Source organism: Haloarcula mannanilytica (genome assembly GCF_005406125.1).
Classification (GTDB): domain Archaea; phylum Halobacteriota; class Halobacteria; order Halobacteriales; family Haloarculaceae; genus Haloarcula; species Haloarcula mannanilytica.
In genome coordinates this window covers 120,043-143,155 of sequence record NZ_BIXZ01000002.1, presented here as the reverse complement: position 1 = coordinate 143,155, position 23,113 = coordinate 120,043, and the positions used below count along the sequence as shown (strand labels likewise).

At 65.7% G+C, this 23,113-nt stretch carries 27 protein-coding genes; 15 read left to right on the top strand and 12 right to left on the bottom strand.

Going from position 1 to position 23,113, the window contains the following annotated elements; genetic code table 11:
• Window positions 1-18: 18 nt before the first annotated feature.
• The 3 genes from Harman_RS07880 to Harman_RS07870 all read right to left on the bottom strand — a co-directional run bounded on the left by Harman_RS07880 (window position 19) and on the right by Harman_RS07870 (window position 2,736).
• On the bottom strand, window positions 19-726 hold the full coding sequence (locus Harman_RS07880; protein WP_137683265.1) for a class I SAM-dependent methyltransferase: 708 nt from the start codon (window positions 724-726) through the stop codon (window positions 19-21).
• Window positions 727-834: 108 nt separating this feature from the next.
• Window positions 835-2,217 carry a serine--tRNA ligase gene (serS, locus tag Harman_RS07875; protein WP_137683264.1) on the bottom strand — a complete coding sequence of 461 codons (1,383 nt, stop codon included), beginning with the start codon at window positions 2,215-2,217 and terminating at the stop codon, window positions 835-837.
• A gap of 75 nt (window positions 2,218-2,292) precedes the next feature.
• Window positions 2,293-2,736, bottom strand: coding sequence for a universal stress protein (locus Harman_RS07870; RefSeq protein ID WP_137683263.1), 444 nt, complete (start codon window positions 2,734-2,736; stop codon window positions 2,293-2,295).
• A 107-nt stretch (window positions 2,737-2,843) separates the two neighbouring features.
• On the opposite strand from Harman_RS07870, the gene Harman_RS07865 reads away from it, so the two are divergent.
• From Harman_RS07865 to Harman_RS07855, 3 genes are all read left to right on the top strand, one after another.
• The gene (locus Harman_RS07865; RefSeq protein ID WP_137683262.1) at window positions 2,844-3,752 is read left to right on the top strand and encodes an MBL fold metallo-hydrolase; all 909 of its coding nucleotides are present in this window, start codon (window positions 2,844-2,846) and stop codon (window positions 3,750-3,752) included.
• A 34-nt stretch (window positions 3,753-3,786) separates the two neighbouring features.
• Window positions 3,787-4,734: a mechanosensitive ion channel family protein gene (locus Harman_RS07860; protein ID WP_137683261.1), complete on the top strand. Its 948-nt coding sequence runs from the start codon at window positions 3,787-3,789 to the stop codon at window positions 4,732-4,734.
• Between the two features lie 93 nt (window positions 4,735-4,827).
• The gene (locus Harman_RS07855) at window positions 4,828-6,735 is read left to right on the top strand and encodes a cation:proton antiporter domain-containing protein (protein ID WP_137683260.1); all 1,908 of its coding nucleotides are present in this window, start codon (window positions 4,828-4,830) and stop codon (window positions 6,733-6,735) included.
• On the opposite strand, the gene Harman_RS07850 is transcribed toward Harman_RS07855, so the two are convergent.
• Window positions 6,732-7,184 (bottom strand): PaaI family thioesterase, encoded by a 453-nt coding sequence (locus Harman_RS07850; RefSeq protein ID WP_137683259.1) that lies wholly within the window; start codon window positions 7,182-7,184, stop codon window positions 6,732-6,734. The two genes, Harman_RS07855 and Harman_RS07850, sit on opposite strands and share 4 nt — an antisense overlap.
• Window positions 7,185-7,400: 216 nt before the next feature.
• Between Harman_RS07850 and Harman_RS07845 the strand changes: the two genes are divergently transcribed.
• Entirely contained in the window at window positions 7,401-7,868 is a 468-nt protein-coding gene (locus tag Harman_RS07845) for an NUDIX hydrolase (RefSeq protein ID WP_137683258.1), read from the top strand.
• Between the two features lie 66 nt (window positions 7,869-7,934).
• On the opposite strand, the gene Harman_RS07840 is transcribed toward Harman_RS07845, so the two are convergent.
• The 3 genes from Harman_RS07840 to Harman_RS07830 all read right to left on the bottom strand — a co-directional run bounded on the left by Harman_RS07840 (window position 7,935) and on the right by Harman_RS07830 (window position 11,378).
• Window positions 7,935-9,068 (bottom strand): thiolase family protein, encoded by a 1,134-nt coding sequence (locus tag Harman_RS07840; protein ID WP_137683257.1) that lies wholly within the window; start codon window positions 9,066-9,068, stop codon window positions 7,935-7,937.
• Window positions 9,069-9,178: 110 nt separating this feature from the next.
• Window positions 9,179-9,649, bottom strand: a complete 471-nt coding sequence (locus tag Harman_RS07835; RefSeq protein WP_137683256.1) for a pyridoxamine 5'-phosphate oxidase family protein — start codon at window positions 9,647-9,649, stop codon at window positions 9,179-9,181.
• Between the two features lie 100 nt (window positions 9,650-9,749).
• Window positions 9,750-11,378 carry an HVO_2922 family protein gene (locus tag Harman_RS07830; RefSeq protein WP_137683255.1) on the bottom strand — a complete coding sequence of 543 codons (1,629 nt, stop codon included), beginning with the start codon at window positions 11,376-11,378 and terminating at the stop codon, window positions 9,750-9,752.
• 91 nt (window positions 11,379-11,469) lie between these two features.
• Here Harman_RS07830 and Harman_RS07825 point away from each other — a divergent pair, with 91 nt between their 5' ends.
• From Harman_RS07825 to Harman_RS07810, 4 genes are all read left to right on the top strand, one after another.
• A complete protein-coding gene (locus Harman_RS07825; protein WP_137683254.1) occupies window positions 11,470-12,819 on the top strand; it encodes an ATP-binding protein in 1,350 nt (449 codons plus the stop codon).
• Window positions 12,820-12,892: 73 nt separating this feature from the next.
• Window positions 12,893-13,165, top strand: a complete 273-nt coding sequence (locus Harman_RS07820; RefSeq protein WP_137683253.1) for a hypothetical protein — start codon at window positions 12,893-12,895, stop codon at window positions 13,163-13,165.
• 44 nt (window positions 13,166-13,209) lie between these two features.
• Window positions 13,210-14,085 carry an MBL fold metallo-hydrolase gene (locus Harman_RS07815; protein ID WP_137683252.1) on the top strand — a complete coding sequence of 292 codons (876 nt, stop codon included), beginning with the start codon at window positions 13,210-13,212 and terminating at the stop codon, window positions 14,083-14,085.
• A 62-nt stretch (window positions 14,086-14,147) separates the two neighbouring features.
• A complete protein-coding gene (locus Harman_RS07810; RefSeq protein ID WP_137683251.1) occupies window positions 14,148-14,444 on the top strand; it encodes a hypothetical protein in 297 nt (98 codons plus the stop codon).
• On the opposite strand, the gene Harman_RS07805 is transcribed toward Harman_RS07810, so the two are convergent.
• Window positions 14,441-15,391, bottom strand: a complete 951-nt coding sequence (locus Harman_RS07805) for a DUF5787 family protein (protein WP_137683751.1) — start codon at window positions 15,389-15,391, stop codon at window positions 14,441-14,443. The genes Harman_RS07810 and Harman_RS07805 overlap by 4 nt on opposite strands.
• 231 nt (window positions 15,392-15,622) lie before the next feature.
• On the opposite strand from Harman_RS07805, the gene Harman_RS07800 reads away from it, so the two are divergent.
• The 5 genes from Harman_RS07800 to Harman_RS07780 are packed head-to-tail and all read left to right on the top strand — an operon-like array spanning window position 15,623 to window position 18,543.
• The gene (locus tag Harman_RS07800; protein WP_137683250.1) at window positions 15,623-16,852 is read left to right on the top strand and encodes a translation initiation factor IF-2 subunit gamma; all 1,230 of its coding nucleotides are present in this window, start codon (window positions 15,623-15,625) and stop codon (window positions 16,850-16,852) included.
• A complete protein-coding gene (locus Harman_RS07795) occupies window positions 16,852-17,226 on the top strand; it encodes a DUF188 domain-containing protein (protein WP_137683249.1) in 375 nt (124 codons plus the stop codon). Before Harman_RS07800 ends, Harman_RS07795 begins: the two co-directional genes overlap by 1 nt.
• Before the next feature lie 3 nt (window positions 17,227-17,229).
• A complete protein-coding gene (locus Harman_RS07790) occupies window positions 17,230-17,808 on the top strand; it encodes a DNA-directed RNA polymerase (RefSeq protein ID WP_004516007.1) in 579 nt (192 codons plus the stop codon).
• Window positions 17,808-18,005, top strand: a complete 198-nt coding sequence (spt4, locus tag Harman_RS07785) for a transcription elongation factor subunit Spt4 (protein ID WP_004590167.1) — start codon at window positions 17,808-17,810, stop codon at window positions 18,003-18,005. The genes Harman_RS07790 and spt4 overlap by 1 nt, the downstream gene beginning before the upstream one ends.
• A 1-nt stretch (window position 18,006) precedes the next feature.
• Entirely contained in the window at window positions 18,007-18,543 is a 537-nt protein-coding gene (locus tag Harman_RS07780; RefSeq protein WP_137683248.1) for a GTP-dependent dephospho-CoA kinase family protein, read from the top strand.
• A gap of 21 nt (window positions 18,544-18,564) precedes the next feature.
• On the opposite strand, the gene Harman_RS07775 is transcribed toward Harman_RS07780, so the two are convergent.
• Together Harman_RS07775 and Harman_RS07770 are read right to left on the bottom strand one after the other, a co-directional pair.
• Window positions 18,565-18,720, bottom strand: a complete 156-nt coding sequence (locus Harman_RS07775) for a rubrerythrin-like domain-containing protein (protein WP_137683247.1) — start codon at window positions 18,718-18,720, stop codon at window positions 18,565-18,567.
• A gap of 89 nt (window positions 18,721-18,809) precedes the next feature.
• Window positions 18,810-19,841 (bottom strand): TIGR01177 family methyltransferase, encoded by a 1,032-nt coding sequence (locus Harman_RS07770; RefSeq protein ID WP_137683246.1) that lies wholly within the window; start codon window positions 19,839-19,841, stop codon window positions 18,810-18,812.
• Window positions 19,842-19,928: 87 nt separating this feature from the next.
• On the opposite strand from Harman_RS07770, the gene Harman_RS07765 reads away from it, so the two are divergent.
• A complete protein-coding gene (locus Harman_RS07765; protein ID WP_137683245.1) occupies window positions 19,929-20,318 on the top strand; it encodes a DUF7473 family protein in 390 nt (129 codons plus the stop codon).
• 98 nt (window positions 20,319-20,416) lie between these two features.
• Window positions 20,417-20,686 (top strand): HalOD1 output domain-containing protein, encoded by a 270-nt coding sequence (locus Harman_RS07760; protein WP_137683244.1) that lies wholly within the window; start codon window positions 20,417-20,419, stop codon window positions 20,684-20,686.
• Between the two features lie 244 nt (window positions 20,687-20,930).
• On the opposite strand, the gene hisG is transcribed toward Harman_RS07760, so the two are convergent.
• Window positions 20,931-21,779: an ATP phosphoribosyltransferase gene (hisG, locus tag Harman_RS07755; protein WP_137683243.1), complete on the bottom strand. Its 849-nt coding sequence runs from the start codon at window positions 21,777-21,779 to the stop codon at window positions 20,931-20,933.
• 66 nt (window positions 21,780-21,845) lie between these two features.
• A complete protein-coding gene (locus Harman_RS07750) occupies window positions 21,846-22,988 on the bottom strand; it encodes an MFS transporter (RefSeq protein ID WP_137683750.1) in 1,143 nt (380 codons plus the stop codon).
• Between the last annotated feature and the right edge of the window lie 125 nt (window positions 22,989-23,113).

The following is a 23,113-nucleotide window of genomic DNA, read 5'->3' as shown; positions in this document are numbered from 1 at the left end:
CCCGGACTCGCTGTTTCGCTACTCTGGCAGCGACAGCCGAACGCCGTAGGCCGACCCGTCGCATTCGGTCCCGACGAGTCTAGCCACGGTCCACGGTGTCTCGCTGACCGCGGTGCGTAACTGCGGCGGCGTGACCAGCAACAGGTCGGTCCACGGCCCCGCCAGTCCGTCGTACTCGACGCGGAAGGTCCGGTAGGCGACACCGGGCTGGACAGGATGGGCTGCGTCAGTCTCCGGGTCCGCCCGGTCGAGCGTGTCCATGTCGGCCACGAGACGGCCGCCGGGTCGCGTTACCGTCGCCAGTACTGCGAGCGTCGTCCGGAGGTCGGCCAGCGAACTGCCGAGGCCGAGTTGCTTGCCCAGCACGACAACCGTGTCGAACCCGTCGCCAGGCGGCCGCCGGAGGTCACCGACAACAGGATTGGCGACCCCGCGCTCGCGGGCGACCGCGACGCCTCCTGGACTCCGGTCGACCGCCAGCACGTCGTGGCCCCGCTCCTGCAACGCGAGCGCGTGTCGGCCAACGCCACAGCCGGCATCGAGGACCCGCCCTGTCACTGCCGAGAACAGGTCCCGCTCGGTGGGATGCCATTCTGCTGGCGGCTCGAAGTAGCCCGCCAGATGCGCCTCGGTCAGATCGTCGTCGTCGCGGCGATAGCGGGGCCGTTCCGCGAGGTCGTCGCGGTGGAAGTCCAGCACCATCTGTCCGAAGGCGTCGTCCGGCATACCTCGACGGTGCCGTCGAAAAAACGTAATAGTGTATTGAAATATGATCTCGTGTAACACGCCGCAAACAGGGACTCAGGATGCTGGCCGAGTCCGACGGACGGCGACTTACTCCTTCTCGCCGGCCCCGACGGCGCTCTCGCCGATCTTTTCGGAGCCCTCGATGACCTCCTGGCCGCCCATGTACGGGCGGAGCGGCTCGGGCACGGTGATGGTACCGTCGTCGTTCTGGTAGTACTCCATGATGGCGACGAGGACGCGGGGCACGGCCAGCCCGGAGCCGTTCAGCGTGTGGAGGTAGTCGGCCGATTCGTGGCGCTCGGGGCGGTAGCGAAGGCCGGCCCGCCGGGCCTGGAAGTCCTCGAAGTTCGACACCGAGGAGACTTCGAGCCAGCGGCCCCCGCAGTCCGGACCGTCTTCCATGTCGTCGCCGGGGGCCCACACCTCGATGTCGTACTTCTTGGCCTGGGTAAAGCCCATGTCGCCGGTACACATGTCCAGCACGCGGTAGGGCAGGTCGAGGCGGTCGAGCACTTCGGCAGCCTCGTCCAGCAGGCTCTCCAGCCGGTCGTAGCTGTTCTCCGGCCGGACGAAGTTGACAAGTTCGACCTTGTGGAACTGGTGGACGCGGACGTACCCCCGCGTCTCGGTCCCGTGTTCGCCGGCCTCCCGGCGGAAGTTCGGCGAGAACGCCTGGTGTTTGACCGGGAGGTCGTCGTCCAGCAGGATCTCGTCGCGGTACATGTTGGTGACCGGCACCTCCGCCGTCGGCAGGAGCCACAGGTCGTCGCTGTCGTAGTCGTCGTCCTGTCGCGCCCCGACGCGGTAGGCGTCCTCGGCGAACTTCGGCAGCTGGCCGGTCCCTTCCATCGAATCGGAGTTGACCGGAATCGGCGGGAGCACGTCGACGTACTCCTGCTCGCGGTGGACATCGAGCATGAACTGGATGAGGGCGTGCTCTAACCGTGCGCCCTCGCCCTTGATGAACTGGTAGCCGCCGCCGGACACCTTCGCCCCACGCTCGAAGTCGAGTAAGTCCAGGTCCTCGCCGAGGTCGTAGTGGGGAATCACTTCGTCGGGCAGGTCCCGCAGATCGTCGAACCCCTCGCGGTAGCGCTCGACGTTGTCCGATTCGTCCTCGCCGGTCGGCACCGACTCGTGGGGAATGTTCGGCAGTTCCAGCAGCGCGTCTTCAAGCTGGGACTCCAGTTCGTCGGCCCGCTCCTCAACGTCCTGCAACTCGTCTTTCAGCTCCTGGGAGCGGTCGATGGCTTCCTGGGCTTCCTCCTCCTTGCCCTCCTGTTTCAGCTGGCCGATTTTGCTCGACACTTCGTTCCGTTCCTGTCGGAGGCCGTCGCCTTCGGCTTTCAGTTCCCGCCACTCCGCGTCGATTTCCAGAATCTCGTCGAGGTCCACGCCCGTGACTCCCTTCCGCTCAATGGCGTCACGGACCGTCTCGGGGTGCTCCCGGACGAACTGTCTCGATAACATGAACGACGGTTCTCGACGGCAGAAATTAGGCGTGTCGGTCCAGCGGTGGGCTGTTGCCGACCTGTTGGTCTCCCGCTATGGCTCGCCGCCGACCTTGACTGCGAGTACCGGCACCGGCGAGGCCCGAACGACCGACTCGGTGACGCTGCCGATGAGTTCCCGGGACGGCCCGGTCCGTCCCTCCGTTGCCATCACAACTACGTCGATGTCGTGGCGCTTGACGTACTCCACCACTTCCTCGTGAGCAACGCCCTGCTCGACCGCCGTGGTGACGGTGTCGATGTCGCTGTCTTCGGCCTGTTCGCGTAGGTCGTCGACAGCCTGCTGGCCGGCGTCGGCGAGGCGGTCGAAGATGCTGCTGTCCTCGAAATCCGGAATCTGGTCGACCACCTGCTCGGTTTCGAGGACGTGTAGCGCGTGTAGATCTGCGTCGTGGCGCTCTGCGAGATCGATGGCGTGTTCGGCCGCAGTGGCGGACCCATCGGAACCGTCGGTCGGGACGAGCACAGCGTCGTACATACTGCTGTGTTTCTCGGTAGCGGGGAACTCTCTTGTGCTTCCTCACACTGGACTGTCACGACAGCCTCGGCACAACGGTTTTGCCCCCGCCGGTCACGAGAGAGAGTATGGGAATTGGTGACGTTTACGAGGTAACGGTCGGGGACTGCACAGATGTCCACTACGTCGACACCGGGATGTACGACGTACCCGAGTACGGGTCCGTCTATATCATCGACGCCGAGCGACCGGCGCTTGTCGACACCGGTATCGGTGCGCGCCACGAGAACATCCTCTCGGCGATGGAGTCGGTCGGCATCGAGCCCGAGGACCTGGAAGTCATCGCTGCGACCCACGTCCACCTGGACCACGCCGGCGGTGCCGGCTACCTCGCCGAGGACTGTCCGAACGCGACGGTGTACGTCCACGAGGCCGGGAAGCGCCATCTCGTCGACCCTGAGCGGCTCTGGGAGGGGACCAAACACGCCGTCGGCGACCAGATCGAGTTCTACGGCAAGCCGGTCCCGATCTCCGAGGACCGCATCGAGACGCTGACCGACGGCGACGAAATCGATCTAGGCGACCACTCCCTCGACGTGATGTACGCGCCGGGCCACGCCCCGCATCAGGTCGTCTTCTACGACCCCGCCGTCGACGGTGTGTTCACCGCCGACGCCGCCGGCATCTACACGCCGTCGACCGACGAGATGCACGTCACGACGCCGCCGATTAACTTCACGCTCGACGAGGCACTCGATGACGTGGCGATGCTGCAGGACCTCGACCCCGAAATTCTCATGTTCGGCCACTACGGCCCCGCGGAGACCGGCGACAAGTTGGAGACCTACGCGGAAATCCTGCCCAAGTGGGTCGCCGAGGTCGAGCGCAAACGCGCGGAACTCGACGACGACGAGGCGGTCATCGACTACTTCGTCGAGCGGGCCGACACCGACCTCTGGGGCGAGCGGAAAGGCCGCGCCGAGATGCGCCTGAACGTCCGCGGCGTGCTCGTGGCGCTTGACAACCGCGAGGAGTAGGGAGATTCTAAAGGCCAGACAACAGTGTCGTAGTATGCGCCGAACTGGCTACCTGTCGCTGCTCTGTGCGCTCGTCCTGTACGCGGGGTCGCGGTTCGTGAGTCGGTTCGGCATTGACGAGCAGATTCCTGGCGTGGAACTGGAACCGCTAACGCTGCTGGCGCTCACCCTGGCGTCGATTCTACTCGCCACGTACGGCGGGTACACCGTCTGTCGGACGTACCTAATGGACCACACCCAGAACAAGCGCCGCCAGCACGACGTGCGAAACGTCCTCCGGCTGACCTTCGGCATCCTCGGGATGGTCGCGGTGTTCGGCGTCGTCACCCGGGAGTGGGTGAGCGTGCTGTTCTCGCTGGGTGTGCTCGGGTTCGCGGTCACGTTCGCGCTGCAACAGCCGCTGTTCTCGCTCATCGGCTGGCTGTACATCATGACCAAGCGGCCCTACCAGGTGGGCGACCGCATCGCCATCGAGGAGATGCGCGGCGACGTGGTCGCGGTCGATTTCTTCGTCACGGAGGTGTGGGAGATCGACGGCGACCTCGTGTCCTCGAACCAGCCGTCGGGCCGCATCGTGACCGTGCCAAACAGCACGGTGTTGTCCTCCCGCGTCGTCAACTTCTACGGCGAGGGCGTCCAGTACGTCTGGAACGAGCTCTCGATGCAGGTCGCCTACGAGACCGACCTGCAGTTCGCGTCGGAGGTGATGGTCGACGTGGCGACCGACCACCTCGGCGACGAGATGGCCAAACAGGTCCGCGAGTACCGCGACCGCCTCGCGGAGACGCCGGTCGAACTCGACGTGAACGAACAGCCGACGGTCAACGTCACGCAGGGGGAGTCGTGGGTCGAGCTTCGACTCCGATCTCTCGTCCATCCCCGGCGCGGCACTCGGATGCGGAACGCGCTGTACGAGGACATTCTGGAGCGGTTCAACGAACACCCCGACCGCGTGAAGTTCCCGGTCAGCCGGAACCGGTGACCGGACCCCGCAACTGATGCCTGGTCTGTCGTCCGCTGAGTGAGTGCGTTTATACGAGGGCAACGCGATAGCCCGGACAGATGGAGGCCAACTGTGGCTGGTAGCTCGGGGCTACTGATTCCGCTCGTCGCCGGCATCATCGGACTCGGCGTCCTCGCACAGGTCCTCGCCGCACGGCTGCGCGTGCCCAGCATCATCTTCTATCTGCTGGTGGGGGTCATTATCGGCCAGCCCGGACTGCGCATTATCGGCGACGGGACCTTCGGCGGGGCGCTGTCAGCAATCGTCGGCTTGGCGGTCGCAATCATCGTCTTCGAGGGGGCCTACCACCTTCGATTCGACCGCCTGCGCGAGGCCCCGGCCGCGACGTTCAGGCTCGTTACCGTCGGCGCGGCTATCGCCCTCGTGGGTACTGCTATCGTCGTCAAGTTCGCATTCAGCTCCGCGGCCGTCTCCTGGAACCTCGCCTTTCTCATCGGTGCGCTGCTGGTCGCGACCGGCCCGACCGTCATCACCCCAATTCTCGATGTCGTCCCCGTCCGGGACCGGGTCGCCGCCGCGCTGGAGACGGAAGGCATCGTCAACGACGTAACTGCGGCCATCATCGCCGTCGTCATCTTCGAGACGGTCAATCCAGCGGCGTCCAGCGAGGGCCTGTTACGGGCGTTCTCGCTCCGACTGGGGACGGGGCTGCTCGTCGGCCTCCTTGTCGCCGGCGTGGTCTACTACCTCCTCCAGTACGTCGACCTCTCGCCCGGTGACGCGCCGCGGAACTCCCGGCTGCTCGTGCTTGCCGGGGCGCTCATCGCCTACGCGGGCGCGAACACGATAGCCACCGAGGCCGGCGTCGCCGCCGCCGCGACGGCGGGGATGGCGCTTGGCAACGTCGACCATCCCTACGAGGAGGACATCGAGGAGTTCAAGGGCGACATCACGCTGCTGGTGCTGTCGTTCGTGTTCATCGCGCTGGCGGCTCAACTGGAGCTTGCGTCGCTTATTGACGTTGGGCTGTCGGGCATCATCGTCGTCCTCGCCGTCGCGCTGGTCATCCGGCCGCTGCTGGTGTTCGTTTCGGCCGTCGGCGACCGATTCACCACTAACGAGAAGCTGTTCGTCAGCTTCGTCGGGCCACGCGGAATCATCCCGGCGTCCGTCGCCACGCTGTTTGCCGTCGAACTGAACGCCGCGGCCGAGGAGGTCGGCGGGGCACAGGCCGAACTGCTGGGGACCCAGGCGGATATCCTGCTGGGGACTGTCTTCCTTGTCATCTTTGCGACCGCCCTGTTCGAGGGCGGGCTGGCGCGGTTCATCGCGGAAAAACTGGATGTGATACCAATGCGAGTCATCATCGTCGGCGGCGGACAGGTGGGCCGAGCGCTCGCCGCACGCCTCGAAGACCGGGGCGAGAACGTCGTCATCATCGAACAGGACGAAGCGATAGTCGAACGAGCCCGCAACGAGGGCTACGCCGTCGAAATCGGCGACGGCACCGACACCGACATGTTACGGTCGGCCGGGGCTGAAAACGCCAAGACCGTCGTCGCGGCGACTGGTGACGACGACGCGAACCTGCTGGTGTCACAGCTAGCGAGTTCGAAGTTCGGCGTCGAACGAGTCATCGCCCGCGCGAACAACCCGGACAACGTCGAGGCCTTCGAGGACCTCGGGGTTCGGACTATCTCCTCGGCGATGGCGACGGCATGGGCCATCGACAACCAGATCGAGCGCCCGGCTATCGCCCACTGGATGACCGACATCGGTCGCAGTGGTGACGTTCAGGAAGTCGAGGTCACGAACCCGGACCTCATCGGCAAGTCGATCCGCGAGGTCGGGCCGATGCTGCCCGACGCCTGTCTGGTCGCGCTCGTCAGCGGCGAAGGCCACGAGCACGCGGAGGTACCGACGGCCGACTACGTCCTCGAAGCGGGCGACATGGTGACGCTGCTGGGTCGTCGGGAGTCCGTGCGCGACGGGATGCAGATGGTCAGTAACGGCGATTAATCGTCGGTCAGCTGTTTGACCGCCGACTCGTCGACGCCTTTCGTCCACGGCGACTCGCCGCGCTCGCCGTCCGTTTTGTACGTCCCGCGAGCGCTCGCAATGTGATGGTCGTCGGCGTCGTACACCTCGACATCCACGACGGCGACGCTCCCACCGTTCCGGACAACCTCCGCCTCGGCCCGGAGGTCGGCAGTCGCCGGCGCGAGGTAATCGATTCGCATGTCGACCGTCGGCGACACGGTGCCTGACTGTGAGACGACCGCGGCCCCGCCGACGGTGTCGACGAGCGAGTATGTGACGCCGCCGTGTGCGATCATCGATTCGGGGTTCGAGGAATGGCTGTCCTGCAACGGGAGTTCGCCCACCGCAGCGCCGTCCTCGACCGCCGTGATCTCCATCCCTAACCGCTTGACAAACGGGATGTCGTTGAACATCGACTGGAGACTCATGCCTACCTTCACGGAACCGAGTCTGATAAGCTCCCGAGAACAGCCAGCAACGGGCCGACCGTGGTCTGGTTCGCGCTGGTCATCTCGCGCACCCCGTGGGTCGCTTGGTACCGCAGTGTCGTGGTCGACTGACACCTTTCTGCCCCCCGATGACCTAATATGATTCTAGGTAGATATGTGGGTACTACTATATGTCTCCCATAGCTATCGAACGGTATGCATCCACAGCGGGCTACGTACGTCAAGAAAGCCTGTGCCTACATCACCAGAAACGGGTCTGAACTCCTGGTGTTTGAGGGGCCCGGCCACGACGGCCTCCAGATCCCGAAAGGGACCGTCGAACCGGGCGAGCAACCGCGGGTCGCCGTCCAGCGCGAGGCTGTCGAGGAGAGCGGCCTGGCCTCGTTCAAGGGTCTGCAACACATCGCTACCGATGTCTGGAACCGCCGTGAATCACCCCCGAAACGGTACGTGCGGTCGTTCTATCATCTTCCCGTTCACGAGCCCCGCGACCACTGGGTCCACACCGTCACCGGAACGGGCGAGGAACGCGGCGCGGAGTTCGAGTTCTCGTGGCTCGACCTCCCGACTGACGCCACCTTCGCGCTCGACCTCGACGACTACGTCCACTCGCTGACGCGTCCCGCCGAGGCGACGACAGCCGGTGACGTGGCTGCCGATTAGCTCCTTCTATTGATATTGTACTTTTCGCGCGCTCTGTGATCGGCCCGCAAAACCGTGCTATCGCGGTCAGGGGAGCCGGAACTCGATGGCTGCGCCCTGGCCGAAGCCGACACACTCCGTCGCTAGGCCCAGTTCCGCGCCGCGGCGGTTCATTTCGTGAATGAGCGTTACTGGAAGGCGTGCGCCGGAGGCCCCGAGCGGGTGGCCGATGGCGATTGCGCCGCCGTTGACGTTGTAGCTGTCGTCGTCGAAGCCGAGTTCGCGCTTGCAGTACAGACACTGCGAGGCGAAGGCCTCGTTGAGTTCCACGAGGTCGTAGTCCTCGGTCTCGCGGTCGGTCCGTTCGGTGAGTTTACGGACAGCAGGGACCGGACCGATCCCCATCACGGTCGGGTCGACGCCGGCGACTTCGTGGGAACCGATCTCCGCCAGAATGTCGAGGCCGCGGTCCTTGGCGAACTCGCGTGAGGTGACCATGAGCCCCGCCGCGCCGTCGGAGACCTGTGAGGCGTTGCCCGGCGTCACCGTGCCGTCGGATTTGAACACCGTCGGCAGCCCCGAGAGCGTCTCCATGTCGGTGTCTCGGCGGATGCCCTCGTCTTCCTCGATGCGGCCCTCTTCGGTGTCGATAGGGACGAGTTCGTCGTCGAAGCGGCCCGAATCCGTCGCGTCGGCGGCCCGCTGGTGGCTCCGGAGCGCGTACTCGTCCTGCTCTTGCCGGGCGACTTCCATCTCGTCGGCGACCTTCTCGGCGGTCATTCCCATCTGGAGTTCGCCGATGTTGTAGTGTTCGGCCAGCCGCGGATGGACGTTGTGGGTGTTCTCGCCCATGCTCACACGGGACATCGACTCGACGCCGCCGGCGATGAGCACGTCGCGCTGGCCGGCCGCGATAGCGTCGGCGGCCCGCATGATGGCTTCAGCGGAGGAGGCACACCAGCGGTTGATGGTCGATGCGGGGACGCTCTCGCCCAAATCCGACAGTAAGGAGATGACGCGGGCCATGTTGTTGCCCTGCTCGCCGCGCTGCTGGGCACACCCCCACAGCAGGTCGTCGACCTCGTCGGACTCGACGCCAGTCGAAGCGAGCAGTTGATTGACAAGCGGGACCGAGAGGTCCTCGCTCCGGACGCCGGCGAGCGCGCCGTCCTCCTTTCCCTGGGGCGTTCTGACCGCATCCACGATAACGGGTGTGGGCATGGACAACGGAACGTCTCGGGCTGTGTTAAAACCTCACAAACTCCCGACAGCGGGGGAACTGTTGTCGGCCGACCGACCCAACCATTCACCGCTGTGGTTGAGCAGTGATATCACTCCGGTTCGAATCCCGGCGGCAGGCCGGCGTGCCTGACGCCCTCCTGCTCGTCGACGTGGAACCGGTAGACGGCGATATCGCCCGCTTCGATAGCCGTTTCGAACAGTTCCGGCCGCCACGCCGAATCGAGTACCGCCGCGAGGTCGTCCCACTCGGATTCCGGGACGGCATCGATTGTCCCGTTCAGGCGAACGCTCTCCCAGTGAAACAGGGACTCGACGGCGTAGGCCAGCACACAGGCAGTGTCGGCCTGTTCGGCCAGCGTCTGCTTGCGACTCGACGGGCCGCCGACGAACGTGAAATACAGCGTCCGATTCTCGTCATACCCGAACGACAGCGGAATCATGTACGGCCCGTCGTCGGTCGGCAGTCCCAGCACGCCAACCCGCCGGTTCGACAGGAACGACCTAATTTCGCCGTCGTCCATGCGCGTGAGTCCGGCCGCTTCGAGCGCGGATACTGTCATATATGCACAACTTCGGCTGAAATATGTTTAATTAATTCGGCTATTCTACATATCAGAGAATCGGTGTCCTGCGGGTGTTTACGGTGAAAAGCGGGCTCTCCTACTCTTCGTCTGGCGCGCCGGGCGCGTGGCGCTTGACCCGCTCGATGGCTGCGATGGCTTTGTTGCGCTCGGCGTAGCCCTCGCCTGAGTCGGCGATGATTTCGCCGTTGCGGTGGCGGAGCCGCCAGCGCCACTCCTCGCCTTTATCCTCGTACACTTCAAAGGCGGCGCTGCCGATTTCCAGCAGGTCGGCGTCGGCGGCGTAGGACTGGACCCGCTCGACGGCGTCCATGGCTTTCGATCGGTTCGCATAGCCTTCGCCACTGTCGGCGACGAGTTCGCCGTTGTCCGCCCGCAGTCGCCAGCGCCACTCCTCGGCATTGTCTTCGTACACCTCGAAGCCGTCGTCGACCTCGGCGTCGGGCGCGAGTTCGCTCACCCGGCGGGCCGCTCGCCGGGCGTTGGACCGGGAACTGTACCCCTCGCCGCTGTCGGCGAGGATGTTACCGTTGCGGTGGAGCAAGCGCCAGCGGAACTGGCCGGCGGCGTCGGCGTACACCTCGTAGGCGACCGGGTCGATCTTGAGGTAGGCCGCACCGGGGACGTAGCTGCGGACGCTTTGCAGCGCCCGGCGGACGTTCGACTTCGAGGCGTACCCCTCGCCGCCGTCGGCGAGGATGTTGCCGTTGTCGTGTCGCAAGCGCCAGCGGAACTCGCCGGCATTGTCTTCGAACAGTTCGAACGTGGCGTCGCTTTCGGGGGCCGGCACGACCGGTACGTCCTCGGCGGTGTCGTCCTCGGTCGCGTCCTCGAAGAAGACGACGGCCCCGCCGGCGGCGTTGGACTGCACGCTGCGAAGCCCCTGCATCGCCTTCTGGCGCGAGGAGTACCCCTGCGCGCTGTCGGCGATGATGTTCGAATTCCGGTGGCGGAGCCGCCAGCGGTACTTCCCGCTCGAATCCTCGTACAGTTCGAACGTTGCCTTGCTGTCCATCGCAGCCGCGATTGTCGCGTGGGCCGCGGCGAGTTCGGCCTCGGTCGCTTCCGTGACCGTCGCCAGTTCCTCGCGGGCGCTCTCGCTAGTCGCCAACTGCTCGGCTAGCGTGTCCCGTTCGCGGGTCGCCTGCTCGGCGACCTGGGACTGTTGCTGTGCGTCCCGTGACGCCCGGTCGGCATCTCGTGAAGCCCGCTCAGCGTCCTGTGTGGACTGGTCGGCCAGTTCAGTAGCTTCCTGGGCCGTCCGAACGGCTTCGTCGTAGGCTTCCTTCCGGCCGGTCAACAGCGGCGAGACGACCGCTCCGACGGCCATCAGCCCGAGGCCGACGATGTACAGCGTCACCGCCGGGTTCCCCTCGGGACCGGTCCAGTTCGACGGGTAGAACGTGGTGAACCACACCATTGCGACCAGTCCAACCACGGCACCGAGATAGGTGAGTATCAGGCCCCGGCGTGTCAGCGGGAGCCTGATCGTCGGCCCCGCAAACAGCAGTATGAGGCCGATAGCTCCCAGCAGATAGCCGAACTGTCGCGGCGTGCTGCGGGACGCTGTCAGATAAAACAGCAGTAAGCCCACGATACCGAGCACGATGCCGATGACGAACAGCCAGTAGCCGTAGACCTCGTCGTCGGTTGTCGGCTCGCCGATGCGGTTCCGGTATACTGAAATTAATGCGTTATCAGTTGCCACGTTAGAAATACACAGAGGGGGTATATTACCCTGGTGTCGACCACCGGGGCTTCGAGTGACTTATACCGGTCGCGTGGTAACATCAGTGGGAATGAGCAATCCGGAACTGGATGTCGTCGAGTTTCTGCTGACGGCCACTATCTACAGCGAGCGGCGGGACCTAGAGCCCGATGACCTGCCGGCCTCGTACCGGTCCGTGTTCTGGAGCGACGGCGAGATCGAGCGACCGCTGTCGGTCACCAACACGACTGCGAGCGAAGCCACCGGCGTCGAGCGGCCCTGGGCGGCCATCTCCGGCCTGATGTTCACAGACCGCGACGACTTCTCGGGGAGCATCTCAATGACGGATCGTGACCTCGCCGAAGAGTGGTTCCTCGAACGGGTCGACGCCGCGGACCTGGAGGACAACCCGGTCCTGACCAAGGCCTTCGAGGACCAGATCGAGGGCGCTGACTACGAACGCGCCCGCGAGCAGAACCGTCCGTCGCGGGCCGACCGCGCGTTCATCGACGCCAAACTGGAGGAGGCGTTCGACACCGACGACGAGGACGACGAGGAGATGCTGGACCTCGTGGACGTGCGCGCCCCCGAAGAGGTGGAGATGACGCTTGATGACCTGGTGTTGACGACCGACCAGGAAGACGAGATACAGAAGATCGTCAAGGCTATCGAGCACCGCGACTACCTCGCCCGCATCGGCCTGCGGGAAATCGGGAAACTGCTGTTCGTCGGCCCGCCGGGGACCGGCAAGACCAGCGTTGCCCGTGCGCTCGCCCACGACCTCGACCTCCCCTTTGTCGAGGTGAAACTGTCGATGATCACGAGCCAGTACCTCGGCGAGACGGCCAAGAACGTCGAGAAGGTGTTCGAGGTCGCAAAGCGGCTCTCGCCATGTATCCTCTTCATGGACGAGTTCGACTTCGTCGCCAAGACCCGCTCTTCCGACGAACACGCCGCCATCAAGCGCGCCGTCAACACCCTGCTCAAGAGCATCGACGAGATCTCGCTCATCCAGGACGAGGTGTTGCTCATCGGCGCGACGAACCACCCCGACCAGCTCGACGCCGCCGCCTGGCGGCGCTTCGACGAGATCGTTAACTTCCCCAAACCGGACCACAGCATGCGCGCGGACATCCTCCGCATCGTCACCCGGCAGATGGACATCGACGACTTCGACCCGGAGACGCTGGCGGAGCTGACCGAGGGGCTGACCGGGAGCGACCTCCGGCTCGTGCTCCGCGAGGCCGTCCTCAACGCGCTGACCGAGGAGCGGACCACGCTGACCCAGCAGGACCTCGAGGACGCCATCATCGACTTCGAGGAGCGGGACAACCTGAAAAACATGGACATGATGGACGGCGACGCCGACGCGCTCGTGGCCGGGAGCGGCGGCTTCTCCGGTGACGGCGGCAGTGACCACGACCACGATCACGACCACTGAGCGGCGTCCCGTCCAGCTCTCGCCGTCGCTGTGTCCGATTTACTTATCAACTTAGGAACCATTCGATGTAGCCATGGCTGACGACGACGTGTTCACCGAGACAGACGACCCCGCCGAGTCGTGGGTCGACGTTCGCATGACTGACCCCGAGGAAGGCGAGTGGGACGTAGACGTGGTTATCGCCGAGAAACAGGTCGAGTACGTCGACCTGCGTATTCGGCCGGCATTGCTGGAGGGCTTTCTCGACTGCCTGTTCGACGACCTCTCCGACGACCGCGCCCGGTCCCTGCTGGCGGCGACGCTAGAGCGACAGGGCGTCGACCCGGCGGACCTGACTGGCGAGTAACGAAAGCGAGGGGCTTAGGCGGGTCGCCCTCTGACCTGTTGGTGATGGAGGTCACGCTGCTCGGAACCGGTGACACGACGGGGACGCCGACTGTCCAGTGCGACTGTGACACCTGTGAACGGGCGCGCGACCCCGACGAAGAACTCCGCGCTCGCGTCCGTGAGCGCGGCATCGACCCGACCGGGGGCATTGAGCGGTCGCGGTTCTCCGTGGCGCTGCAAAACGATGTGACGGACGAGTCGCTGCTCATCGACCTGAGCCCGGACTTTCGCCACCAGTTCCTCCGCGAATCGGTCCCGCTGCCGGACGCGGCTATCGTCACGCACGTCCACTTCGACCACCTCGACGGCCTCGGCAACGCCTACCGGCTGTTCGACGAACTGCCGGTCCACGCCGCAAACGAGACGGACCCGGTGACCGGCGAGAGCGTCGCCGAGGGCGTCCGAAGCCGCTATGACTACCTCGATACGGTGTCGGTCCACGCACAGACCCCCTTCGAGCCGTTCACCGTCGCCGGCTTCGAGGTGACGCTGGTCCCGGTCACGCACCCGCCGCTTTTGTGTTACGGCCTGCGAATCGAGGAGCCACAGACCGGTGCGGTGCTGTCGATTTCAGGGGACACCTGCTACGACGTGCCCGAGCGCTCGAAAGCCGCCCTGACCGGCGCTGACCTCGCGCTCGTCGAGGGCATCGTCCACCCGGAGGCCTGCGAGTACCACCCCAAGGGCGGGGACCACTTCACGGCGGACGGTGTTCCGCGGACCTTCGGCACGAAACACATGACCCTGCCCGGCGCGCGGGACTTCGCCTCTGACATCGAGGCCGACGACTACCGCATTGTCCACACCGCCCACTACGTCCCCGCAGACAGAGCCTTTGCCGACGATATCGGCCTTGACGGCGAGCGGTTCACGCTCTGACGGTGGATTCGGCTGCGTGAAACGAGCCGTAATTTATAGGCCATGGCTGATAATGCCACTCTATGGACAGGCGCGGCATTGCGGAGGTCGGTGGGCTGTCGCTGGCCGGCGGCATCCTCGCAATCGCCACCCAGCGGGTCATCGTGGGCCACATCGACTGGGTACTCGTCGTCGGCCTGATGGCCTGTATCGGCATCGCGGCCGCGGCGAACTACCAGGCCAGAACGAACCACGCGGCCCAGGTCGCCACCGAGGCACCGGCAGTGACCGAGGACAACTACGAACAGCACGGCCGCCCGACGGCTGGCGACGGGGGCGTCCCGTCCGACGACGAGGCGTCGTCGGACAGCGACCGCTAGCCGAACCGGTCCAGTCCCGACTGACGCCGTCTGCACCCGTCCGGGTCCGCCCGCCAGGGCGTCCGCTCGGCCCGGAGCGAGTCGCCGTCGACGGCCGGTGGGTCAGCCGCCGCGTAGCCCTCACAGTCCGGGCCGCACTCGTCGCTCGCGCGGACAGCGCGGCCCTTCCACTGACAGTACGGGATGCCGTCGCTGTCGGGCGAACAACGGTCACACCCCGGGTAGTCGAAGCTCCGCCACCCCTTGCCGTAAGCCCGCTCGGCGAGCTTTCGACGCGCACGGGCCTTCTCCGCGGTGCTGACCGTACGGACATCGGTCCGCATTGGCTGCTCGTCGAGGAGTTCGACACCCGCGTCGTCGGTCGGCAGCGGCGTCGCTTCCCGCCGAACGTCGAGCGTCCCGTTCTCGGGGTCGAACCGCCAGACACCGACCTCCTCGGGAATGCGATTGAGGTGAGCACCCGTGACGTAGGAGGTCGTCGCCAGCACGACGCGGTCCGCGAGCGCCAGCGACACGTCGGTCCGCAATTGGGATTCCAGGTCGCCGGGCCGGTCCAGGTCCGGCTTGTTCTCGATGGCGACAATCCCGTCGAACCAGTCCGGATACCGTGCCGTCTGGCGGACGTACGTCCGGCCGCCGCGGCGTTCGCGCTCGAAAAAGCCCCGCTCGACCGCCAGTTCGACGGCCCGCTCGGCGCGGTCGGGGTGACAGTCAAAGGCGTCCTTCCAGTAGCGGGCGCGGCCCGGCCCCACATCGCTCTCGATGGCGGCCGTCGGAAGCCGCTTGGGAGTAATCGCCGCCCGTTCCTCGAACTCGGGGCCCGGTTCGACGACGACGGTGTCGAGCACTCGTCGGCCGTGGACGGCCCCGCCGAGCTGGCGGCTCACCAGCCGGCCCTCGCGTTCGAGGTGGGCACACAGCGCCAGTTCGAAGTCGAACTCCCACACAATCTGAGGCAGGGCCGGGACGGGCAAAAGCCCCGCGCCCGGCTCCCGCGCGCCGACGAAGAGACGGCTCAACGCCGCCAGCGTGAGTTCCGGGCTTACGGAACGTGTCGCCACGAGCCCGTGAGACGCCGTCATCAGGGACCAAATCGGCGACTGAAACGGGCTCGGCGGGGCGCAAACAGTAGGTTTATCAGTTGCACGCGGCGAAACTCCACCAAGATTACTCTCGAAATGACATCGAACAAACAACCGGAGGTGAACATCGGACTCGTCGGACACGTCGACCACGGGAAGACGACGCTCGTACAGGCGCTGTCCGGCGAATGGACCGACCAGCACTCCGAGGAGATGAAGCGCGGTATCTCTATCCGACTCGGCTACGCCGACGCGACCTTCCGTCGCTGCCCGGAGGCCGAGGAGCCGGAGGCGTTTACCGTCGACGAGCACTGCGAGGACCACGATGTCGACACCGACCACCTCCGGACGGTGTCGTTCGTGGACGCGCCCGGTCACGAGACGCTCATGGCGACGATGCTGTCCGGCGCGGCCATCATGGACGGGGCCGTTCTCGTCATCTCGGCGACTGAGCCCGTCCCACAGGCCCAGACCGAGGAGCACCTGAGCGCGCTCGACATCATCGGCATCGACAACATCGTCATCGCCCAGAACAAGGTCGACCTCGTCGACGAGGAGCGGGCGATGCAGAACTACGAGCAGATTCAGGAGTTCGTCGAGGGCACCGTCGCCAAAGGCGCTCCTATCGTCCCCATCAGCGCGGGCCAGGAAGCCAACATCGACCTGCTCATCGAGGCCATCCAGTCTGAGATTCCGACGCCGGAACGGGATCCCGACGTGGACGCCCGCATGATGGTCGCGCGTTCCTTCGACATCAACCGTCCCGGCACGACCTGGGACGACCTGATGGGCGGCGTGCTGGGCGGCTCGCTCGTCAGCGGCCAACTCGAAGTGGACGACGAAATCGAACTCCGTCCCGGCCGCGAGGTCGAGGAAGGTGGCCAGACGGAGTGGCAGCCCGTGACGACGACGGTCCGCTCGCTGCAGTCCGGCGGCGACTTCGTGGACACGGTCACGCCCGGCGGCCTGCTCGGCGTCGGCACCGGACTCGACCCGTCGATCACGAAAGGCGACGCGCTCGCCGGCCAGGTCGCCGGCCCGCCCGGCAGCCTCCCGCCGGTCCACGAGACGTTCACGATGGACGTGGACCTCCTCGAACGCATCGTCGGCGACGACGGCGGCGAGGTCGAGGAAATTTCGACCGGCGAACCGCTGATGCTGACTATCGGCACCGCCACCACGGTTGGCTCGGTCACGAGCGCGCGCGACGAGGAATGTGAAGTCGCGCTCAAACGCCCGGTCTGTGCGGCCTCGGGCTCGAAAATCGCCATCAACCGCCGTGTCGGCGCTCGGTGGCGGCTCATCGGCGTCGGCACGCTGCGGTGATGATCGTGCTTGACACGAACGCCTTGATGATGCCGGTCGAATGTAACGTGCGGCTGTTCGAGGAACTCGAACGGGTCATTGACGCAACTGAGTATGTCGCGCCCGCCGCCGTCCGCGATGAACTGGCGAAACTGGCCGACGGGGCCGGTGCGGAGGCGACCGCCGCCTCAGTCGGGCAGGACCTACTCGACCGCTGTACGGTCCGGGAGACGACGGCGGACTACGCGGATGATGCCGTCCTCGAACTGGCACAGACGGACGATGCGACACACGCGGTCACGAACGACACCCCCCTCAAACGACGCCTGCTGGACGCGGGCGTTCCAGTAATTAGTTTAAGGGGCCGGAACAAACTGGGTATCACTCAACCATAACACATGTATAAACGGGTACGCCTACGCGATACGGTCGAAGTCCCGCCACGCTTTCTGGCGGAGGTCAGTCCGGGGCTGGTCAAACGGCTCCTGCAAGAGAAACTCGAAGGTCGAATGGACGAGGATGTCGGCAGCGTTGTCTCCGTCATCGAGGTCCACGACATCGGAACTGGAGCCGTGCTGCCGAACAAGCCCGGTGTCTACTACGAGGCCGAGTTCGACGCGCTCACGTTCGATCCACAGATGCAGGAAGTGGTCGATGGAGAGGTCGTCGAAGTCGTCAACTTCGGGGCCTTCATCGGCATCGGGCCGGTCGATGGCCTGCTCCACGTCTCCCAGATCTCCGACGAGTATCTGGCCTACGACGAGGAGAACCAGCAACTCGCCTCACGGGAGTCCAACCGGACGCTCACCGTCGGCGACGCCGTCCGGGCGCGCATCGTCACCAAGAGCATCGACGAGCGCAACCCGCGGGACTCAAAGATCGGCCTGACGGCGAAACAGGTCGGCCTGGGCAAGCACGGCTGGCTCCAGGAGGAGCGCGAGCGCCGCGAAGGCACGGCGGAAGCCGGTGATAGCTGATGGCGGACCGACTCGTCTGTCGCGACTGCCACCGCGTCCAGGGCGCGGAGATCGAGAGCCAGTGTGAGGCCTGTGGCGGCACCGCACTGACCGAGGACTGGGCCGGCTACGTCGTCATCGCGCATCCGGAGCGCTCCGACATCGCCAAAGAGATGGAAGTGACCGAGCCGGGCAAGTACGCGCTGAAAGTCCGCTAACGTGTCCGACGTTGTTCTCGAACTCCCGAGTGACCTTCGGCACGAGCTGAAAGAGCCACTCGGCCGGATTTACACCGAGACAGCGGCGCTGCTCGCTGACGCCGGCGACCCGATTATCGCCGTCGGCGACATGGTCACGTACCACCTCATCGAGGCCGGCCGCGTCCCGGACCTCGCGCTGGTCGACGAGCGGACCAAGCGTTCGGCCGTCGACGCGGACGTGTCGGCGGCTATCGCTGGCTTCGACCGGACGTTCTCGGTCGACAATCCGGCCGCGACGCTCACCAACGCGCTGCTGGATGCGCTCCGAGATGGTATTGACAGCGACGAAACCACGCTTCTCGATGTCGATGGCGAGGAGGACCTCGCCACGCTCCCCGCAGTGCTGGCCGCGCCGGCCGGTGCCAGCGTCGTGTACGGCCAGCCTGACGAGGGGATGGTGCTGGTCGACTGTGACGAGACAGCCCGGGACCGGGTTCGAGACCTGCTGGAGCGGATGGACGGCGACACGGCGCGTGCGCTATCGTTCTTGGAATAGCCTGTAGAACCGCGACGGCGTTTACTCCGGTCGCGGGACGCTGAGATTCTGCATCTCCGTCTCACACCGGTCACAGGTCACTGTCGAGCGGTCGCTACAGAGCCGCTTCCCGCAGTCTGGACATTCAAACAGCTGTTCATCGTCGTCACATGGGGCGGGGTCTGACCACGTTGGCATACTTGGTACTCATTACCACGTGTCATGGGATAAACCTTGCTCATAGACAGAAGAATACGGACATTCGTCCAGCCGAGTTGGACATCTGTTCACTCGAGGACGTGTACGTGCCTGATAAGTGAACGATGGACCCGACGCTGGAAGTAGTCGGTGACGGTCCAGCCCGCGCCGGTCGCGGCCTCGCGCCAGTCGCGGTCGGCGACCAGCACGCACCGCTGTGCGACGCGGCCGGCTTCGCCGAGCGCGCCAGAGATGAGCGGAGCGAGTTCGCCTTCGATACGAGACTGCCGGCCGTAGGGAGCATCGAAGACAACGGCATCGACGGCGTCATCGACCACCGGAAGTGCGGACGCATCGGAGCGGAACAGCCCCCAGTTGCCCGGTTCGGGATAGGCGTCCCTGTCGGGATGGCCGTCGCCGTCGAGTGCGTAGGTCAGATTCTCGCGCGTGCCGGCGACCATCTTTTCCTGTGCATCGCCGCCGACCACGTCTGCTCCGACAAGTCCCGCCTCCAGCAGGAGGCCACCGGTGCCACACATCGGGTCCAGTATCGTGGTGTCCGGGCCGGCTCCGGCGATGTTGACCAGCGCCCGGGCTTCCAGCGGATCCATGCTGCCGGGCTGGAAGAACGGGCGGTCCGTCGGCTGTCGCCCCCCGAAATCCCGCACGCTCTCGGCGGCGAGCCAGCCCAGCGCACAGCAGGCCTCGCCGGTCCCGCCCTCCTCGTCGCCGTCGGGGTCCGAAAAATAGGCGTAGAGGACGTGGTCGGGGTCGTCGAGGTCGACGGCGAAGCCGCGGTCGGTGAGCACGCCGCCCAGCGTCCGCTCGGCTCGCTGGGTGTCGATTCCGGTGCTCGCTCGCACGTCGACCGCCCGCACGGCGACGCTCCCTTCGCGGTCGATGGACGCGGCCGACAGCATGGCGGCGGCGCTGTCGATGTCGGGGTCTGCGGTTCCGAGCAGGTCACAGGCCCGATGGGTGAACGCGAGGTGGCGAACGCGGTCGCTGATGCCCCGTGTCGTCGCCAGTCCGGGGGCGAGCATATCGACGGCGCTCGCGGCGCTTGCTGCCTCCCGCCGCGCGAACGCGTCGTCCTGCCCGCCGAGTTCGAGGACGTACACGCCCGAGCGGTGTGGGCGAGCGGCTATGAGCGTGCCGGTCGCGCCCGGGAACAAAACGCACAAGCGAGCGGCCGCCGAACCTCGGGTATGCTCCAGTCCGGGTTCTCCAGCCTGACCGGTGGCGGTCTCTTCGCTGTCCTCGTTACCGTCCTCGTCACCTGGCTCTTCTACGCCGTCACGCTCCACCTGGCCGCGACGTTTTTCATCGGCGACGTGCCGAGCCAGCTGGCGGCGAAAGCCGCCGTCGCGCCGGCGGTCGTCTCGCTGATCCTCCAGCGTTGGGGGATCGAGGCCGGGATTGTCTCGGCAGACTTGGGGGTGCTGGTCGTCCTCGTGCTCACACTGTTGGCCGACGGGATCGCGATTAGCGTCACCTACCGGCTCTCGAACCGGTCGACGGCCCCGCTCGTGGCGCTGCATCTCGCCTTTGCCGCCGTTCTCGGTTTTGCCCTGAACAACATCTTCGAGTTGGTGTAAGAGTCGAAACCTCTCCACGATTCACCCGGATAATAAATAATCTGTGTGAAAATAAAAACCATAACTAATTAACTATCCTGAATTATAGGAATAGTGTAATGAAGCGCAAAATTCGGCCCGCTGAATCCGTGAGTGAGGCTGTCGTCCGGGCTGTGAGTACTGTCGAGGACCGTCACCCACGGGCGCTCCCGTCCCTGTACGACGTTATCAACCCCGAAGCACTGGATGGCCTATTTAAAACGGACAGCGCGCGTGACACTCGCGGAGAGAATCTGGTTTCGTTCCAGTTCAGCGACTCTGTTGTCACGGTACACGCGGATGGGTGTCTTCAGGTTGAGCGGTCACAGACACTTGCGGAACCGAGCTAATCCATACTTCCAGCAACGATTTTTCTTGTCAGTGTCTCTGATTTGTATCGTTGTGGCCCAACCGAGTACATAGCCGTATCGTTGGCCGGTCACATCGAGTCGGTATGTTTGGAGAACAGCAGCGGTGCGGAAGCGGTGGCCGTACGGACACGGAAGCGGCGTACCGCTGCCGCGAGCATACGGCGGCCTTGGCCGCCGTTTCACGCCGAGCGCGGCCGAGGAAACCCCCCGCAGTAAAAAGGTACTATTCGACCAGGCGCTCGATTTCCGTCACGAGGATGTCGCTCGCGCCTACGTCCTTCAGCGAGCTAATCGTCTCGAAGACGGCGCGTTCCTCGACGACGGCGTGAACGGCGAGCTGGTCGGAGCCGGCGATGTCCATCACGGTGGGGCCGCCCATGCCCGGCAGCACGTCTTTCACGTCATCGAGAGCGTCCTCCGGGGCGTTCATCATGAGGTAGCGTTTGTCCTCGGCGGCGAGGACGGACCCCAGCGCAGTGTCGACCTGCTGGACCTTCTCGTCGTCAGCGGTGTCCTCGCGGGCGAACAGGCGCACGGAGCTTTCGAGCACCTCGTCGACGACTTCGAGGCGGTTCATCCGGAGCGTGGTCCCGGTCGAAGTGATATCGACGATGCCGTCGGCGATGTCGACGTGCGGAGTGAGTTCCGTCGCACCGGACACCTCGGTCACGTCCACGTCAACATCGACCTGGTCGAAGTAGCGCCGCGTGATTTTGGGGAACTCCGTGGCGATACGGCCGCCCTCGAAGTCGTGAACGGTCTCGATATGACTGTCCTCGGGCGCGGCCAGAACGAGGCGACAGCGGCCGAAATCGAGATCCCGGAGCTCGACGAGATCGTCGGTGTCGGACTCCCGGACCTGGTCGAGGCCGGTGATGCCCACGTCGGCAGCGCCGTCCGCGACGTACTCGGGGATGTCGGCGGCACGGGCGTACAGGACGGTCACGTCCGGGTCGACAGTATCGGCGTGTAGCTGCCGGTCGGCCCCGTCGACCAGGTGGAGGCCGGCCCGTTCGAGCAGTTCCTCGCTTGGTTCGTGCAGGCGGCCCTTGTTGGGGACGGCGATTCGCATACGCCTACTGGCAGGCCGCGGGGCAACTGTCTTTCCCCTCACGGCGAGGGCCAGCGAACGGCGTGGTCACAGCCGGTCCCGGCGCGGCAGCGTGACGAAAACGCCCGCGGCCAGCAGCGTCAGCCCGGCCAGCCCGTAGAACGCGAGGGCGAACAGGCCGCGGTCAGCGAGCAGTCCCACGGCCGTCGAACCGAGCGAACTGACCGCGAAGAAGGCGGTCCGGAGCAGGCCCCAGCCGGTGCCTTCGGCGGCATCGGGCAGCGTATCGACGATGTAAGCGTTGGCCAGCGGGCCGGCGCTCATCCGAACCCCGATAGCGCCGGCGACGACGGCCAGCGGAAACACGCCTTCGACGGACGGAACGAGCGCGAGTGGGACCGTGCTGACGAGCGCGACGCCGGTCAGGACACTCGGCGTCCCGTACCGGTCGGCCAGTCGCCCAGTGACCGTCTGTGAGAGCGCGCCGCCGACGAACAGCACCGAGAGGAGCGTGCCGGCGGTCCCCTGCGAGAGATTCCGGACCGTGACCAGATACGTCGTGAGAAACGCCGTCACGGCCTGGAAGACGAACAGCATGAGCGTCTCGCCGGAGACTGACAGCACGAGTCGGCGGTCGCGGACGCCGGCGACGACCGTCCGGAGGTCCTGTCGGAGGCTCCGCTCGGACTCGACGGTCGGGCGGTCCGAGACTGACAGCCAGAGTGCCCCGGCGACGAGCAGGAACAGCGGGGCGACGCTGGCGAGCGCCAGCCGCCAGCCGTAGCGGGTCGTGACGAACGCGGCGACGGCGGGTAGAGCGGCCGCCCCGAGAGAGCCGGCAGCCATGACGACGCCGAAGGCGGCACCCTCGCGGGCGTCGAACGTCCGCGAGAGGACGGTCCCGCGAGTCGGCCCGTACAGCCCCGTCCCGAGGCCGAACGCGCCCGTGGCGACGAGAAACAGCGAGAACACCGGCGCGAGGAAGTAGCCTAACAGTCCAACGCCGGACAGCACCGCGGCGGCCACCAGCAGCGTCCGCTCGCCGATTCGGTCAATGAGGACACCGGCGGGGAACTGCATCGCCGCGTACGTGAGCCAGAGGACCGTGACCGCGAGCCCGGCCTGGGCGTTCGAGATGACGAACTCCTCGCGTATCGTCGGGAGAATCGCCGGGACGACGAAGCGCATCCCGAGAACGAGGAACCAGCCGGCGGCGACGGCCAGCAGCATCCGGGTCGGGCTTCCGTGTCGCAGGGCGGTGACCCGCTGTCGGATGCGCTCTGCCGTCGCCATGCTCTTGCCCTCTCGAACGCGCCGGAGCGGAAAGACCCCTACGGAACAGGCACCGCTTCGGC